This window comes from Variovorax rhizosphaerae (assembly GCF_037889975.1).
In the GTDB taxonomy this organism is placed as follows: Bacteria; Pseudomonadota; Gammaproteobacteria; order Burkholderiales; family Burkholderiaceae_C; genus Variovorax; species Variovorax rhizosphaerae.
In genome coordinates, this window is the sequence record NZ_JBBKZT010000056.1 from 1 (window position 1) to 13,080 (window position 13,080).

Below are 13,080 nucleotides of genomic sequence, written 5' to 3' on the forward strand. Positions count from 1 at the left end.
CGAAATGTCGTTGGAGGAACTTGCCTCGCAGGGCGTCACGCTGCAAACCCTTCCAGTGCTGATGGACGAGAACGCGCGCGCCTGGGTCGCCGAAAAGGACGGCAAGGTCGTAGCCTTCGTGCTCGCAAGCTCGTTGGAAGCCCGCATCGTGGCCATGTTCGTACGCCCCGGCCATGAGCGACAAGGGTTGGGTCGCCAACTCATGAATGCGGCCGAGCAATGGCTTTTCTCCGAAGGATGCGAGGAGATCTGGCTGGTGACAGACGACGACGAACGTGTTCGCGCAAATGGGTTTTACCGGCACCTCGGCTGGAAGCTCGACGACCTGCTGGACGGACCCGTGCGGTTCATCAAGCGAGCGCCGGGCGTATAGCGGGTGGGGGTCAGGGTGGCAGCCGGGCGCGCGAGCGGTAACCCTCTGCAATTGGGTCGCAATCAAGCAAGGCTGCTCCTTCGCCGGGCATCCTGTCGAACACGAGGCGCGGCGCGGCTCCGGCCAGCTGCCATCTTGGTTATCCACACAAAATCATGCACCGACCAAGGGGACAACTGCAAGTTGACTTCTGCCAAACGAGCGTCACTAAAACCGGAGGCGCCGCGAGTGCCGGAGGACTTCTTGGCGCAAAGGTTCCCATCTTGAGGTGGTGATCGGGATGCGCGATGGAGAAGAGCTTGTCCACAGAGCGCCTTCGGTGTCCCAGCGCTGTGACATGCTGCAAGCTAATCGAACGAATCGTGCTCCTGCGCATCAGGGCAACCCCGTCACCAGGGACGCCACGACCACCACGCAGATGCTGGCCATGAGCCCCGTCGCGTCGCAGGGACTCGTCACCGACTGAGATCACGGGAGCCCAGCGCATCATCGGCGTAGCGTTCAGGGTTCCCGGCCTGATCAGCGTGCACACACCCCAAAAAATGCATGCTGTCATCTCCTGGCGCGCGAGGGGTTGTCCCACGTCAAGGGCGGATCCTGGCCGAGCTTCTAAGCTCGAGGCATCCGGAGGACCACATCATGTTCGAGCGAATCCTGGTCGCCACCGACGGCTCCAGCCTTTCACGCAAAGCAGTGCTCAGCGCCATCACACTCGCTTCGCAGATCGACGCCGAGTTGGTGGCTGTCACCGTCGTGCCCCGCTACCCGACGAGCTGCTTGGAGGGCGCCGTGAACTTCTCCCCCGAAGACGTCGGACGGGTCGAATGCGCCAGGAATGACAAGGCGCAAGGCAGGCTCGACGCGGTCTGCGACATGGCGGCAGCGGCAGGCGTCAGGATCAAGACGGCCTCGCTCAACTCGGATCGGGTGGCCGAGTCCTTGATCGCCGCGGCGAAAAAGCACAGGTGCGACCTGATCGTGATGGCCTCGCAGGGTCGAACAGGTGTGCAGCGTCTGCTGCTTGGCAGCGAAACGCAAGACGTGCTGAGCCACTGCGCACTCCCGGTGCTGGTGCTTCGCTGAGCACCAAGTAACTCGCAGCGTTTCGATCTTGTCGCGAGAAAGCGCCATGACCCATCCAAGCCTGATCATCATCTGCCGAGAACACCGGGCGCTGTCCGCGATGTTGCGCTCCATCATCCTGATGTTGTCCGAGCACCGCCGCAAGGGCACCCTGCCGGACCTCGAGGCCCTGCAGGCCATGTTGTTCTACGTCGATGAGTTCCCGGAGAAGCTGCACCACCCCAAGGAAAGTCGCCTGCTCTTTCCAAAGATTCGCGGGCGGAGTCGGCGGATCGACGCGGTGCTCGACCGTCTGGACAATGACCACGCTCGCGGGGAACAGGCCATTCGCGAACTCGAACATGCGCTGCTCGCGTGGCGGATGATGAGCGAAACGGATCAGTGCGACGCCCGTCGAGAAAAGTTCGAGACATTGATGAAGCATTACGCCGATTTCTACCTTCATCACATGCACGTCGAGGAAGCCGAGATCCTGCCGATCGCCGAATCCGTGCTCGGCGCCGACGATTGGGCCGAACTCGACGCGGCGTTTCTGGCCAATCGCGATCCACTTGCTGGTGATGCGGCCGACGAAGCGTACAGGCCGCTGTTCAAGAAGATTCTCGGCGCCCTGGAGCATTCGGGCAATGTAGGCTCCGTGCTTGAGGCATTGGCAGGCGCGGCTTTGCCGAAGTTTGCGGACCAATGACAACTGCGTGCGCCTCGGCAAGATTCCAGGCAGCTGCACGACTCTTGAATGCGCCGGTCAACGCGGCTGTGCCGCCGTTGCCGCCATGGCAGCCTTTTCTCGCTCGACCCGCTCGGTGGCATCGCGTGCCACCGCCACGGATCCCAAGGCTGAGCCTCTGGCGTCGGTGATCAGCGCAAAGCTCATTTCCAGGTAGAGTTTTTGGCCGGTCTTGTGCAGTCCTCGCGTCATCGTTGCGCGTCCACCCAGGCGCGTATTGCGATGCGCTATGGCGGCATTGAACGCTTGTCAGTGCGCCTTGCGCAGATGCTCCGGGATCACGAGGTCCAGGTGCTGCCCCAGCGCGTCGGATGCGGTGAAGCCAAACATCGCAACTGCAGCGGCGTTCCACCGCTCAATCACGCCGGCCTTGTTCGCATATATGACGGCCTCTGCCGCCTGTTCCAGGATCAGGGCATCGAGTGAATCATGGGCCATTTCTTCTTCCTCGCGGGCAATGCGATCGTGGTCGTGCCGGCCTTGGCCGCATCGCGGACCTCGGTGGAGGTCAAGTCCTCGAGGTAGACACTGTTGGGGGCGGACCAGGCCGCGCTGCTGAAAGCGCCCATCAAGATCAAGAGCAGGCGAGGGGAGGGGGTGAGCATCTGCGGTCCGTGATGGTTGTGTACTGGGATCCTGTCAATCCTGCGAACTTCTCGAGACTTTTTCAACAGCGGTGGTTGCACGCGTTTCAAGAGGGCCGTGACCGCGCCCTCGCTACGCCTTGGGCCGCCTGATTTTGGGTCCAATCCCGCCCTTACGCGAGTCCTCCTTGCGCGCGATCGTGAGGGCGCTGGCCAGCAGGGTGCGGGTCGCATCGTGAGCCTTCTTTTCCTCACCGAGTTAACGCTCAAGGTCGTTCAGCCGCTGCGCGCGAGCCGCATCCTCCGCCTGGGCTTGCGCGAGAAGCCTTGCCTGGTCGGTGAGTTGATCGCGAAGCTCGCGCTCGACCTGCTGGGCCGCCTGCTGCGTCTCTCGCAGCATCCGGCGGCCGGCCTCCAGCGTCTGGGCCGCGGCCTCCTCACTGCGCAGGCGCTGCTGGTGTTCCCTGGCCAGTCCGGCTTCCAGCTGCTTCGACGCTTGGCGCGCACGGTCCACCTCCTCATGTAAATGGCGTTCCTGCGCTGCGTGACGCTCGCGCTCTTGCTTAAAGTCCTTGTCGCGGGCAGCCAGCGCCGCCGCCTGCTCCTGTCGCAGCACTTCCTTGCTTGCGTGCGCCTCCTGGAGGAGGGCGTTGAGCCGGGCGATCTCCTGCTCTGACGAGGCCCGCAAACGTGCGATCTCGGCCGTCTGTTCGGCGAGTTGTCGCTCCAGCATCTCGCGCGCCTGTTGCGAGGAGGCCAGCGCCGCGTCCAAGCTCGTCCGGGCCTGTTCAAACGCAGCTTCGGGGTAATCGTCCTTTTCATGCATGTATGGACCGCGTCGGCACGCAACTCGATTCGGCCATCCGGATACTCGTAGACGTCGATGTAGCGATGGATCAGCTTGCGGGTGGCCGGCGTGTCTTTGAGCAGGTAGATTACGCGCTCGTGCTGGAGCGTCAGCGACAGTGAGACCTTGCGTTGCAACCGCCACGTGAAGATCAGATCGAGATCGTCGTCGGCTCGAACAGGCCGATGGGCATCGAAGTCGCGCATCGGCGGCTTCGCAAATCGCGCATTGAAGTCGACGATGAAGTGGGGCGTAAACGCATTCGCTGCCTCCCGCGTGCTGATCCCGCGCAGGCGAAGCTCCTTGACCAAGCGGTCCTGCGGCGTCAAGTTGGCGCGCTCGACACGACCCTTGGCTTGGCTGGTGTTGGCGCACATGATGTCGATGTTCAGCTTGAAGAGAACCCGTCCGAACTGGGTGGCGGCGTGGCCGAAGTCGGTCGAGACCCGCACCGCACGAAAGATGCTCGCCTTGTCGCTTTAGAACGCCACCGGCTTGCCGTGCTGCTCGAGGTAGGACCGCGTCGCTTCGAAGTATGCAAAGGCCGATTCGGTCGGCACGAAAAGCAGTTGCATCAAACGACTGGTGGCGTCGTCGATGAACACCAGGAGCGTGCAGGACGGCGCACGGTCTTCGAACCAGGCGTGGTCACTGCCATCGATCTGGATGAGTTCGCCCAAGCATGAACGCCGGTTGCGCGGCTGGTGGATCTGGCGGGAACGCTGCCTTCTGGGCGTCCACAAGCCGGTCGCCACCATCAAGACTCGAACAGTTTCCTTGCTGAGCACGACCCCATGACAGTCGTTCAGCTTCTCTGTGGCCAATGTGGGGCCGAAGTCGGCGTAACGCTCTCGAATCAGCGTGATGGCGCGATCGGCGATGCCCGGAGCCAGTTGGTTATTGCTGGGCCGCCCGCATGAGACCAAAGATGGGCTAACGTTCCTAAAAGAAACGGCAACATGCTCTGGAAACGCCACGCTCAGCCTTCGGACCACACAGGTCGGTGGCTTGCCGGAGCCACAGTGCACCGGAGCCCGATGTTCAGGCCGATGCCACCGGCATCTCTACTGCCTCCAGACGTGCGCGGCCTTGCGGCGTGGCACGAAGCAGCGAATATGGGCTGTTCTGGTCGATCGGCAACCCGCTCGCGGCATCAACCCATTCCACCAATCGGTGCCGGACAAGGGCGTCGCAGATGTCGGGCGACAAGCCGTCGCCGCGCTCCGCCACAAGTAGGAACTGGACCAATGTGGTGGGGGTCAGCTCGATCGAGCGGCTGGGCGCAGATGAGCTCGACATCGGCGCGCGTGAACGCGACTGGCCGATCGACACTTTGACCCGGAACATGCTTGAGAGGGCCTCGGCCGCGGCGTGATAGGCCCGCAGCACCCCGAACGCAAAGCGTTGCAGGAAATCGCCGTTCGTGTGACGAGGCGACACGGACTCGAGCGCGGCACCCACGGATTCCGTTTTCTCGGCATCGGCGCTTCCGGGCGTGCGCAGCGACTCTGCCAACATCGCCGATTCCTGCGCCGTGTGGCGGTGCAAGGGCAAGGGTGCATCGCCCTGGTCAACGGGTGGCGCTGCGGGCACGCAACAGCGGTGGGTACTACCCACTCGATGTTCGATCCCGGGTGAATCGAATGTTTGAAGTGCGTTCGGCATGTAATTAAGTGTCACCAAATCGGGCGCCCTATGCAAGACAAAAGTTCACATATGGCAAATCCGAAGCGGCACGCGCAGGAACCACGCCGGCAATCCAAGGACGCGCTGTACAGCCACAGGTCCACGGTATTGCACACCTACGCCAGTGCACTGCCGGACTCGCTCGACTGCTCTTCGCGCGACACGATCCTCCCGGTCGTTCCGATGTCCCGCGTCGACGCCTAGGTCTAGGTGCTCAAGGAATGCGCCAAGCAGCGGAGTATCGAGGTCCGGCACCGTCAGGCTCGTCGGGGACTTGCCCAATCGCTGCTGGGCGTACTGCAGGAGCAACCGGAAGGTGTCACGATAGCTGGCGATGGTGTGAGGGCTGGCCTGGCGCTGCTCCATAAGCCGATCGATGAAGAACGACTGCACCAGCGCGGGCAGTGTGGTACCGGTGCTCATGGCCGTTGCTCCCCGGACCGCTGCACTCGTTGCATGACGTAGTGCAGGAGTTCGGGCGTCGCGGTCAAATACCAGTACGTGTCCGTCACATGGGCGTGCCCGATAAGCTGAGAGCTGGGGCAGATAGCGCTCGACGTCGACGCCTCGCCGGTACCACCTCAGCAGCGTAGCGGTCGCCAGGCGATGACGGTCGTGCGGGCGAGGTCCCCGCGAATCGTGGGCACCCCGCAAGCCGATCTCCCGCGACAGCTTTACGAAGGTCCATCGCACACACCACTCGGTCATGCGAGTCCCTCGATCCGAGACGAAAAAGCTCGATGTCGTCGGCTCGGGGCAGCAGCGGTCCCGCAATTCTGCATAGCGCCGCAGTGCGCGCAGAGTGGAGAGATGCACCGGCACGTAGCGGGACTTGCCAAACTTCGTCCCGCGAATCGTCAGCACGCCGTTGGTCAGGTCTACATCGTCGCGATCGAGACGCAGCGGCTCGTTGGCTCGCAGTCCGGTGGCCACATACAGACCGAAGAGCGTGGCGAATGTCTGGGACCGCAAGCCGGTGGCCGGTGGCCGGTGGCCGATGGCAGGCGTTGGGCGGCATCGAACAGGCGCGTGATCTGATCGTCCGTGTACGAATAGGGATCCGGACGGCGGTATGGATGAGGAAGCAAGTCCGGCGGCGGCACGACGGTGCGTGACTCCTGTGCACTGCAATACAGGGCAAAGCGGCGCACCATCCCCAGCCGGTTAGTCCATTGCGCGGGCTGCGCCGAATCTGGCAGTGTTGCCCATGTCGTCGCGAGTTCAGACGTGATGTACGTCGCGCCCTGGCGATCGGCGAAGTCGACGAAGCGCTGCAGCAGGCGGCCGGGGTAGGCGCAGCGTGTACCCGAGGGCGCGACGGACTGCGAGGTATTCGTCGAGTGCAACTTGCAACGGGCTCATGACGCCCTCCTTGGCCACGGCAGTGCGATGCCGCGCAGCGCCTCGACGTCCACCTTTGCATAGATCTGCGTGGTCGTCGGCTGCCGGTGGCGTAACAACTGACCGATCTCGCTCAGGGACGCGCCGCGGCGCAGCAGATTGGTGGCGAGGGAGTGTTGCAACAGGTGCGCCCCCTTATGCTCGGGATCCAGTCCGGCGCGCGCCAACGCGCGGCGAACGACGCAACAGACGGCCGATTGTTCGAGATCCTGGTATGGCGCCATCATGCGAACAAAGACCGGGCGCGTCGCACAAGGCGGCCGGGCTTCGTAGAGATAGCGTGCAACCGCCGCACCGACCGGTGAGCCGCGGTCGCAGCACGCGAGCAGTCGTTCCACTTGATCGGGGAGCAGCGACATGGGCAGATGCCAAAGTCGCCAGGTCGCCACGCCCGGTAGCGTGCGGGCGAGGTCCGTCGGAACGACGCCGCGTAGCAGCAACAAGCGCATGAACGACCTCAGTGCCGTGACGGTGTCTTGCCGTGCGTGCGACTGACACGTCGGATCTCGCCAACAACGAAGCGGTGTAAGTCCTGCGCACGCAGCCGCTCCAGTCGCAGCGCTCTGCGTCCGAACTGCTCATGGAGAAACCGGCGCACGACCGTCAAGTATGAGCCCTCCGTTGCAGTCGACAGTCCGCGGTCGGAGCGGAGAAACTCCTCGAAGTCATACACGACCAATGCCGCGTGACACACAACGATGGCTTGCGCCGCCGGGGCAGTCTGACCATGCTCGCGCAGATATTGCAGAAGCTGCAAGGCCGTGGCCGGGGTCGCCGCGACGTCCCTTGCCTCGCTGGCGACGGCTGGCTTGGAACTGCCTCAGCCGGCGCTCGTCCAGAGCTGCCTGAGAGAGCTTGCGTCGGTCAAGCCAGCAGTTGAGGTCGGCCAGAAGATCACACTTCGAACGGATGGTGCTTGCTGCATAACCTTGGTCCCGCGAGTTGCGCCATAAAGCCCTTGATGCAGGACTCCAGCAGTCCCGCGCTGGAAAGCTCGTTAGCTGAAGTCGCCTGTCGTGAGGTTGACATCGTTCGTCTCCTTGAAGGTCCGGGAAGAGTCCCGGCCGGAGACGAAAGCCGAATAATGCCGGGAGATCAAGAGGCGCCGTCGACGACTGCGAGTAAGGACGCCGCTCGCAGACGACCACGCGTTCTGCACCCGAAATAATCCGGGACCCGGAGTTATGCCGCAGGTCGTGGATGCGGGGCATGCCGTGCGCACCGCGACCGACCCATCCGAGTTGGCGTCGCAGTTGATCGAAGATGAGATGAACCTGATGGTCGCCAAGCGGCTGACCCAGGCTCTGCCCCCGCGACCCGATGAACAGCGGTGTCTCCGGTGTGCTGCACACATGACGATCGCGAACGCGCCAGTAGCGCTGCAGGGCTGCCGTGGTTGTCAGATGCAGCGGCACCAGCCGGGACTTGCGGAACTTGCTCTGTCGGATCGTCAACACGCCGGACTTGAGATCGACGTCGCCATCGACCAACGCCAGCGCCTCGGAGATCCGCATCCCCGTGCAAGCCAGCAGACCGAACAGCGTGTGCATCACCGCGCCACGCGGGCTCGATGGCGGACCGATCCGCCCAGCGGCCTCCAGCAGCGCGACAAGCTCTTCGTCGCGGTGGATGTGCGGCGTCACACGGCCGGGGATCGGACCGAAGATAGGCTCGTCGGGCACCTCGGTGGCTGGCTCGAACTGCTGAAGCCAACGCGTGAACGGCCGCAGTAGGCGCAGCCTGCGCGCCCACGTGGCATTGGTGCCGGCGCCTTGGCGGGCCTGTCGTGCCCAGGCCGCCATCACCTCGATCGTCAACGCGCCGCGATGCCGGGTTCGCCCGACATGCTCGACCAGGCTCTCCAGGCCATAGCGCATCGTGCACAGATTGAACCCGAGTCGACGCCGCTCGGCGAGGTACTGCTCCACCCGAGCAGCCAGGCTGACGGCCCGGTTCATTACACGCTCCCCAGCCACGGCAGCGCTACTTCAACCAGCGCTCCCACGTTGAGCTTGGCGTAGATGAGCGAGGTGTTCAGCGACCTGTGACGCAGTACGTCGGCCACCTCCTTGATCGGGCTGCCACTGCCCACGAGGCGACAGGCCAAGGTATGGCGCAGGACGTGGGTACGTTCATGGGGGATGCCGGCGCGGCGGAACGCACGGCGCACCAGGCTGCGGATGGCATCCGTGCCCACAGGCTGATCGTGTGCGGAGCGAGATGCCGAGCAAACAATGCTCGGTTGTGGCTTGCGGGTCGCTCGTGGCGGATGTAGTCCTCCAGCGCCCTGCCAGCCGCCTCCAACAGCGGCAGCACGTCCTGGCGCTTCGACTTCGTGCGCTTGAGCGTGACGGTGCCGCGCTGCCAGTCGATGTCATCGAGCCGCAGGCGGTTGATCTCGGCGGTGCGAAGGCCCAGATTAAGCGCCAGGCGGACGATCGCGTAACCGCGCTTAGGCGAACGCAGCGTGCCCGTGAGCGAGTTCAGGACGCGGTCGACTTGCTCGGGTGTAAGCGCGCGCGGCAGCGACGCCAGGCTCCAGTGGGGCGGCGAGCTGATGACGCCCAGCAATGGCCGCACCGCGTCGCCGCAACTGCCGCGCCAGCGCAGGTAGCCCCGCAGCGCACCGTTGACGGTGATGGCGTTGCTTATCGTGTTGCGTAGTTCGAGCTGCTCGGCGATGAAGCGGCGCACGTCGTCGGGCGCAAGCTCGTGGAATCTCAACGGGCGCCCGCGAGCAGCAGCCGCTGAACGATGCGCAGACGATTCGTCCGAGACACTGCGCTCAGGGCGCGGGCGTCGCACATGTGAGCGTCGTAGCGGCTGAACTCTTCGGCGATGTGCCCCGTCGGCGACGGCAGGTCGCTAGTGACACCGCGCTGGCGCAGCAGGGCCAGCAACGGCATCAGTGCAGCGTACGCGTCTCGCGGATGCCGCATGGCTGGTGGAGGGCACCCGCAGTGCGGGAGGTGCCCGTGCAGGAACTGCTCGACTCCGCTCTCGTCGAGTCGGTCCACTGACAACCGTCAAAGTGCCATCCAATGAGCGAAGTGCGCCACGGCTCTGCTGAGCGACACCTCCAAGCCCTGGCGAGCCGTGGCAAACTCTCGTGGTGGACAAAGCCATGAATCCGTTGATTCGAGCCTCCGCGCTTGTGGGCTACAAAGAACTCGCACACGAATCGGGCCTGGTGCCCGCCAAGCTGTTGCGGCGGGTCGGCCTTTCGCTTGCCGCGTTGCGCGACCCTGACGAGTTGATTTCCTACCCCAACATGATCGCGCTGCTGGAACAGTCGGCGCAAGTGTCAGGCCGCCCAGATTTCGGCCTGCAGCTGTCGCAGCAGCAAGGGTTGAGCATCCTGGGTCCACTGGCCGTGATCGCCCAGAACGCGGAAGATGTGGCGCAAGCTTACGAGCTGGCCGGTCGCTACATGTTTATCTATAGCCCGGCCGTTCGTGTGAGCGTGAAACCAGTCGGTGGCGCCGGTGAGTTGGTCGATCTTTGCTATGACATCGACATCGTGCCGCGACCGGTCTGCGTCCAGGCAATGGAGCTGGCGTTGGGAGTCATGGTGAACTGCGCGCGACTGCTGGCCCAGGGCGAATTCGCGGCCCGCGAGATCCTGATGCCACACGCGCGCCCGAAGGGCAGCACGCGGCACGAAGAACTGCTTGGCGCGCCTTGCCGCTTCGGCCAGCCTCGAGCTGCACTGCGCGTCGCTGCCGCGGATGTGCACAAGCCAGTGCGTGGCAGCAACCCGATGGTGCGCGAGATGGCCCAGCGTTATATCGACGCGCAATTTGTCTCACCCAACAAGCCCTTCTCGGATCGCGTGCGCCAAGTAGTCCACCGCCTGATGGGTACGGGGCGCTGTTCGCACCAGTGCGTTTCGGAAATGCTGGGTATGCACTTGCGTACGATGCAGCGCCGCCTGGTCGACGAGGGTGCGACCTTCGAGCAGATTAAGGACGAGGTTCGACGAAGCCTAGTCGAAAGCGTGATGCGTAAAGCCGAGCCCCCCTCGCTAACGATGCTGATGGTGATGCTTGACTACGCCGATGCCTCGACGCTCACGCGCAGTTGTCGCCGCTGGTTCGGCGTGCCGCCGACTGCTTTGCGATTCGGCGAGGACCCGCGCCCCTGGCGGACGCGCAAGGTCGCCGCGACCGTCTGATATCGGCGCTGAAGCGGGCACCACCGCAACTGCGCGCGCCAAGCCGGTAATTGTGAGGTGCCCATCGAATTTCGCCTTCCACAGGCCGCTCCTACGCTGCCTTTGCTTGCCGAGCGGCATGTGCGCTGATCCAGTTCTCGAGGAACCGAACTGGCGAGCTGTAGCCGAGCGTGGAGTGGCGGCGACTCCGGTTGTAAAACACTTCGATGTATTCGAACAGCTCGGCCTGCGTGCCATGCACCCGCTCGTTCTTCAAGCTGTTGAAGAAGCTCTCGGTGGGCGCGTTGTCCCAGCAGTTGCCCTTGCGACTCATCGAGGCGGTCATGCTGTACTCGCTCAGCTTGGCAGTCATGGCCTGGCTGGCGTACTGGCTGCCACGATCGCTGTGGAAGATCACGCCGGCAGCGGGCTTGCGCCGGAACCAGGCCATCGTCAGCGCGTCGGTGACGATGTCGGCCGTCATCCGCGGCTTGATCGACCAGCCCACAACCTCGCGGTTGAACAGGTCCAGCACGATGGCCAGGTTACAGCCAGCCTTCGCCGGTCTGGATGTACGTGATGTCGCCTGTCCACACCCGATTCGGCGCCCAGGCGTGAAGTTGCGCGCCAGCAGGTTTGGCGCTACCGGCATCGAGTGCCTGGAGTGCGTCGTCGCCTTGAAGCGCCGCTTGTGCCGCGCCCCGGACGCCGTGCTCGCGCATCAGCCGCTCCACACGCCGCAAACCGATGCGGTGGCCTCGGGCCTTCAACTCGCGGTGCATGCGCCGCGAGCCATAGGCGGCCCTGACTTCGGCATGATAATGAATGGCTCCTGATCAAGGCAACCGCCTGCGGGTCCGTCAGACGCGTCCGGTCGGGCTTGCCGCCTCGCTGCCAAGCCCGATAGCCGCTGATGCTGACCGCCAGCACCTCGCACATGTCGGGCAGGGGGTATTCGCGGCGCTGCGCGTCAATCCAGGCGTACTTCACAGCGCATCCTTCGCAAAGTACGCCGTCGCTTTTTTTAAGATGTCGACGTGCATCTTCAACCGCGCGTTCTCTGCTCGCAGCCGCGACAGCTCCATTGGCTCGGGCGTCACCGGCTTGGCGCCGGCGCCCGCGAGCTTGCCGGCCTGCGTCGCTTTAACCCCGAACTTTGAACCATTGATCAGGCCGTAACCCAGCATTGGCGCGGGTTTCGGTCTTTTTCTCGCTTCAATTTGTAGCCATGTGAACAGATTGCTTTTTTCTTGAATCTCCTATGGAATACGCCTATGGCTGACGAAACTCGAGCAAACGTTCCTGGCACAGCCATGGCAGCGCGTGGGCGAAGGCGTCGATGTCAAACGCCTGGGCGCTGGCGAAGACACCTACGTGCTGGCGCAAAGCGCAGCGCGCATCGACAAGGAGCGCGCGATGCGCCAACGCCGGCTTCGCCGCTACGTGCAGCGCCTGCAGGCCTTGCAGGGCCAGGCGCTGTCGCGCGATCAACTGCTGATGAAGCTCGGCGCGGCCAGGCACGAGGCCGGACGCGCCTCCCACCTGATCAAGGTTCATCTGCCCGAGGCCAGCAGCAACTCCAAGACAGCGTCCTTCGAGTTCGAGCTCGATCGCGCCCGGCTGCGTCAGGTGCGCCGCCGCGAAGGGCGCTACCTGCTGCGCACCAACCTCGGGGCGCACGATCCCGCGCAGTTGTGGACGTTCTACATCCAACTCACCGAGGTCGAACAGGCCTTCAAGGAACTCAAGCACGATCTGGCCGTGCGCCCCATCTACCACTCCAGCGAGAAGCGCATCGAGGCGCACATCTTCGTGGCCTTCCTCGCTTACTGCCTGCAGGTCACCTTGAAGGCCCAACTCAAGCGCCTGGCGCACGGCATCACGCCGGCCGAGGTGATCGCCAAGTTCAAGACCATGCAGATGGTGGACGTGCATTTGCCCACCACCGACGGCAGAGAACTCGTGCTGTCGCGCTACACCCAGCCCGAGGCCGATCACCGCATGCTGCTGGACCTGCTGCGACTGAAGCTGCCTGATCACCCTCCGCCGAAGAACGTCGGCGTGCCCAAACCCAGCGACAGCCAACCGGCTGGATAGAGGTGGCCCGCGACAATCAACCTAAATCCGGCGGTTACCCAGTCCCCGGGAGCCTATTCGGAGGCCTGAAGGGGCCGATGGTGGGTGCGATGCGGTGGCTGATGTAGCGCAGCATCGCCGCCCATGGGT

General features: G+C 63.9%; 15 protein-coding genes and 4 pseudogenes. 5 read left to right on the top strand and 14 right to left on the bottom strand.

The genetic code is table 11. The features are described from left to right. The 3 genes from WKW82_RS39055 to WKW82_RS39065 form a co-directional block, all read left to right on the top strand. On the top strand, positions 1-373 hold a 373-nt coding region (locus WKW82_RS39055; protein WP_340348599.1), incomplete at its 5' end, for a GNAT family N-acetyltransferase. 639 nt (positions 374-1,012) lie between these two features. Continuing rightward, positions 1,013-1,456, top strand: a complete 444-nt coding sequence (locus WKW82_RS39060; protein ID WP_340348600.1) for a universal stress protein — start codon at positions 1,013-1,015, stop codon at positions 1,454-1,456. A gap of 46 nt (positions 1,457-1,502) precedes the next feature. Further along, positions 1,503-2,144 carry a hemerythrin domain-containing protein gene (locus WKW82_RS39065; RefSeq protein ID WP_340348601.1) on the top strand — a complete coding sequence of 214 codons (642 nt, stop codon included), beginning with the start codon at positions 1,503-1,505 and terminating at the stop codon, positions 2,142-2,144. Between the two features lie 57 nt (positions 2,145-2,201). Here the strand turns inward: WKW82_RS39065 and WKW82_RS39070 are convergent. The 11 genes and pseudogenes from WKW82_RS39070 to WKW82_RS39115 form a co-directional block, all read right to left on the bottom strand. Next, positions 2,202-2,621, bottom strand: a pseudogene (locus WKW82_RS39070) (PAS domain-containing protein). Next, positions 2,594-2,788, bottom strand: coding sequence for a hypothetical protein (locus tag WKW82_RS39075; RefSeq protein ID WP_340348602.1), 195 nt, complete (start codon positions 2,786-2,788; stop codon positions 2,594-2,596). Before WKW82_RS39075 ends, WKW82_RS39070 begins: the two are co-directional and overlap by 28 nt. Before the next feature lie 238 nt (positions 2,789-3,026). After that, a complete protein-coding gene (locus WKW82_RS39080) occupies positions 3,027-3,593 on the bottom strand; it encodes a hypothetical protein (protein ID WP_340348613.1) in 567 nt (188 codons plus the stop codon). Between the two features lie 8 nt (positions 3,594-3,601). Next, positions 3,602-4,528, bottom strand: a pseudogene (locus WKW82_RS39085) (ISNCY family transposase); the annotation flags it as partial. Positions 4,529-4,655: 127 nt separating this feature from the next. Further along, positions 4,656-5,132 carry a hypothetical protein gene (locus tag WKW82_RS39090; RefSeq protein ID WP_340348603.1) on the bottom strand — a complete coding sequence of 159 codons (477 nt, stop codon included), beginning with the start codon at positions 5,130-5,132 and terminating at the stop codon, positions 4,656-4,658. A 471-nt stretch (positions 5,133-5,603) separates the two neighbouring features. Further along, positions 5,604-6,233, bottom strand: a pseudogene (locus WKW82_RS39095) (tyrosine-type recombinase/integrase); the annotation flags it as partial. Positions 6,234-6,658: 425 nt separating this feature from the next. Further along, positions 6,659-7,150: a tyrosine-type recombinase/integrase gene (locus tag WKW82_RS39100; RefSeq protein WP_340348604.1), complete on the bottom strand. Its 492-nt coding sequence runs from the start codon at positions 7,148-7,150 to the stop codon at positions 6,659-6,661. Between the two features lie 216 nt (positions 7,151-7,366). Beyond that, positions 7,367-8,659, bottom strand: coding sequence for a tyrosine-type recombinase/integrase (locus WKW82_RS39105; protein ID WP_340348605.1), 1,293 nt, complete (start codon positions 8,657-8,659; stop codon positions 7,367-7,369). Then, positions 8,659-8,898, bottom strand: a complete 240-nt coding sequence (locus WKW82_RS40760; protein WP_422823701.1) for a tyrosine-type recombinase/integrase — start codon at positions 8,896-8,898, stop codon at positions 8,659-8,661. The genes WKW82_RS39105 and WKW82_RS40760 overlap by 1 nt, the downstream gene beginning before the upstream one ends. A gap of 35 nt (positions 8,899-8,933) precedes the next feature. Further along, a pseudogene (locus WKW82_RS39110) lies at positions 8,934-9,506 on the bottom strand (tyrosine-type recombinase/integrase); the annotation flags it as partial. After that, positions 9,422-9,601, bottom strand: a complete 180-nt coding sequence (locus WKW82_RS39115; RefSeq protein WP_340348607.1) for a hypothetical protein — start codon at positions 9,599-9,601, stop codon at positions 9,422-9,424. The pseudogene WKW82_RS39110 and the gene WKW82_RS39115, both read right to left, overlap by 85 nt. Before the next feature lie 224 nt (positions 9,602-9,825). Here WKW82_RS39115 and WKW82_RS39120 point away from each other — a divergent pair, with 224 nt between their 5' ends. Continuing rightward, positions 9,826-10,875, top strand: coding sequence for an AraC family transcriptional regulator (locus WKW82_RS39120; protein ID WP_340348608.1), 1,050 nt, complete (start codon positions 9,826-9,828; stop codon positions 10,873-10,875). Between the two features lie 91 nt (positions 10,876-10,966). Here the strand turns inward: WKW82_RS39120 and WKW82_RS39125 are convergent, their stop codons facing one another. From WKW82_RS39125 to WKW82_RS39135, 3 genes are all read right to left on the bottom strand, one after another. Next, complete coding sequence (locus WKW82_RS39125; protein WP_340348609.1) at positions 10,967-11,506, bottom strand: IS3 family transposase; 540 nt, start codon at positions 11,504-11,506, stop codon at positions 10,967-10,969. Further along, positions 11,400-11,636 carry a hypothetical protein gene (locus tag WKW82_RS39130; protein WP_340348610.1) on the bottom strand — a complete coding sequence of 79 codons (237 nt, stop codon included), beginning with the start codon at positions 11,634-11,636 and terminating at the stop codon, positions 11,400-11,402. The genes WKW82_RS39125 and WKW82_RS39130 overlap by 107 nt, the downstream gene beginning before the upstream one ends. A 204-nt stretch (positions 11,637-11,840) precedes the next feature. Further along, the gene (locus WKW82_RS39135; RefSeq protein WP_340348611.1) at positions 11,841-12,041 is read right to left on the bottom strand and encodes a hypothetical protein; all 201 of its coding nucleotides are present in this window, start codon (positions 12,039-12,041) and stop codon (positions 11,841-11,843) included. Between the two features lie 136 nt (positions 12,042-12,177). On the opposite strand from WKW82_RS39135, the gene WKW82_RS39140 reads away from it, so the two are divergent. Continuing rightward, positions 12,178-12,951 (top strand): IS1634 family transposase, encoded by a 774-nt coding sequence (locus WKW82_RS39140; protein ID WP_340348612.1) that lies wholly within the window; start codon positions 12,178-12,180, stop codon positions 12,949-12,951. Positions 12,952-13,080: the final 129 nt, after the last annotated feature.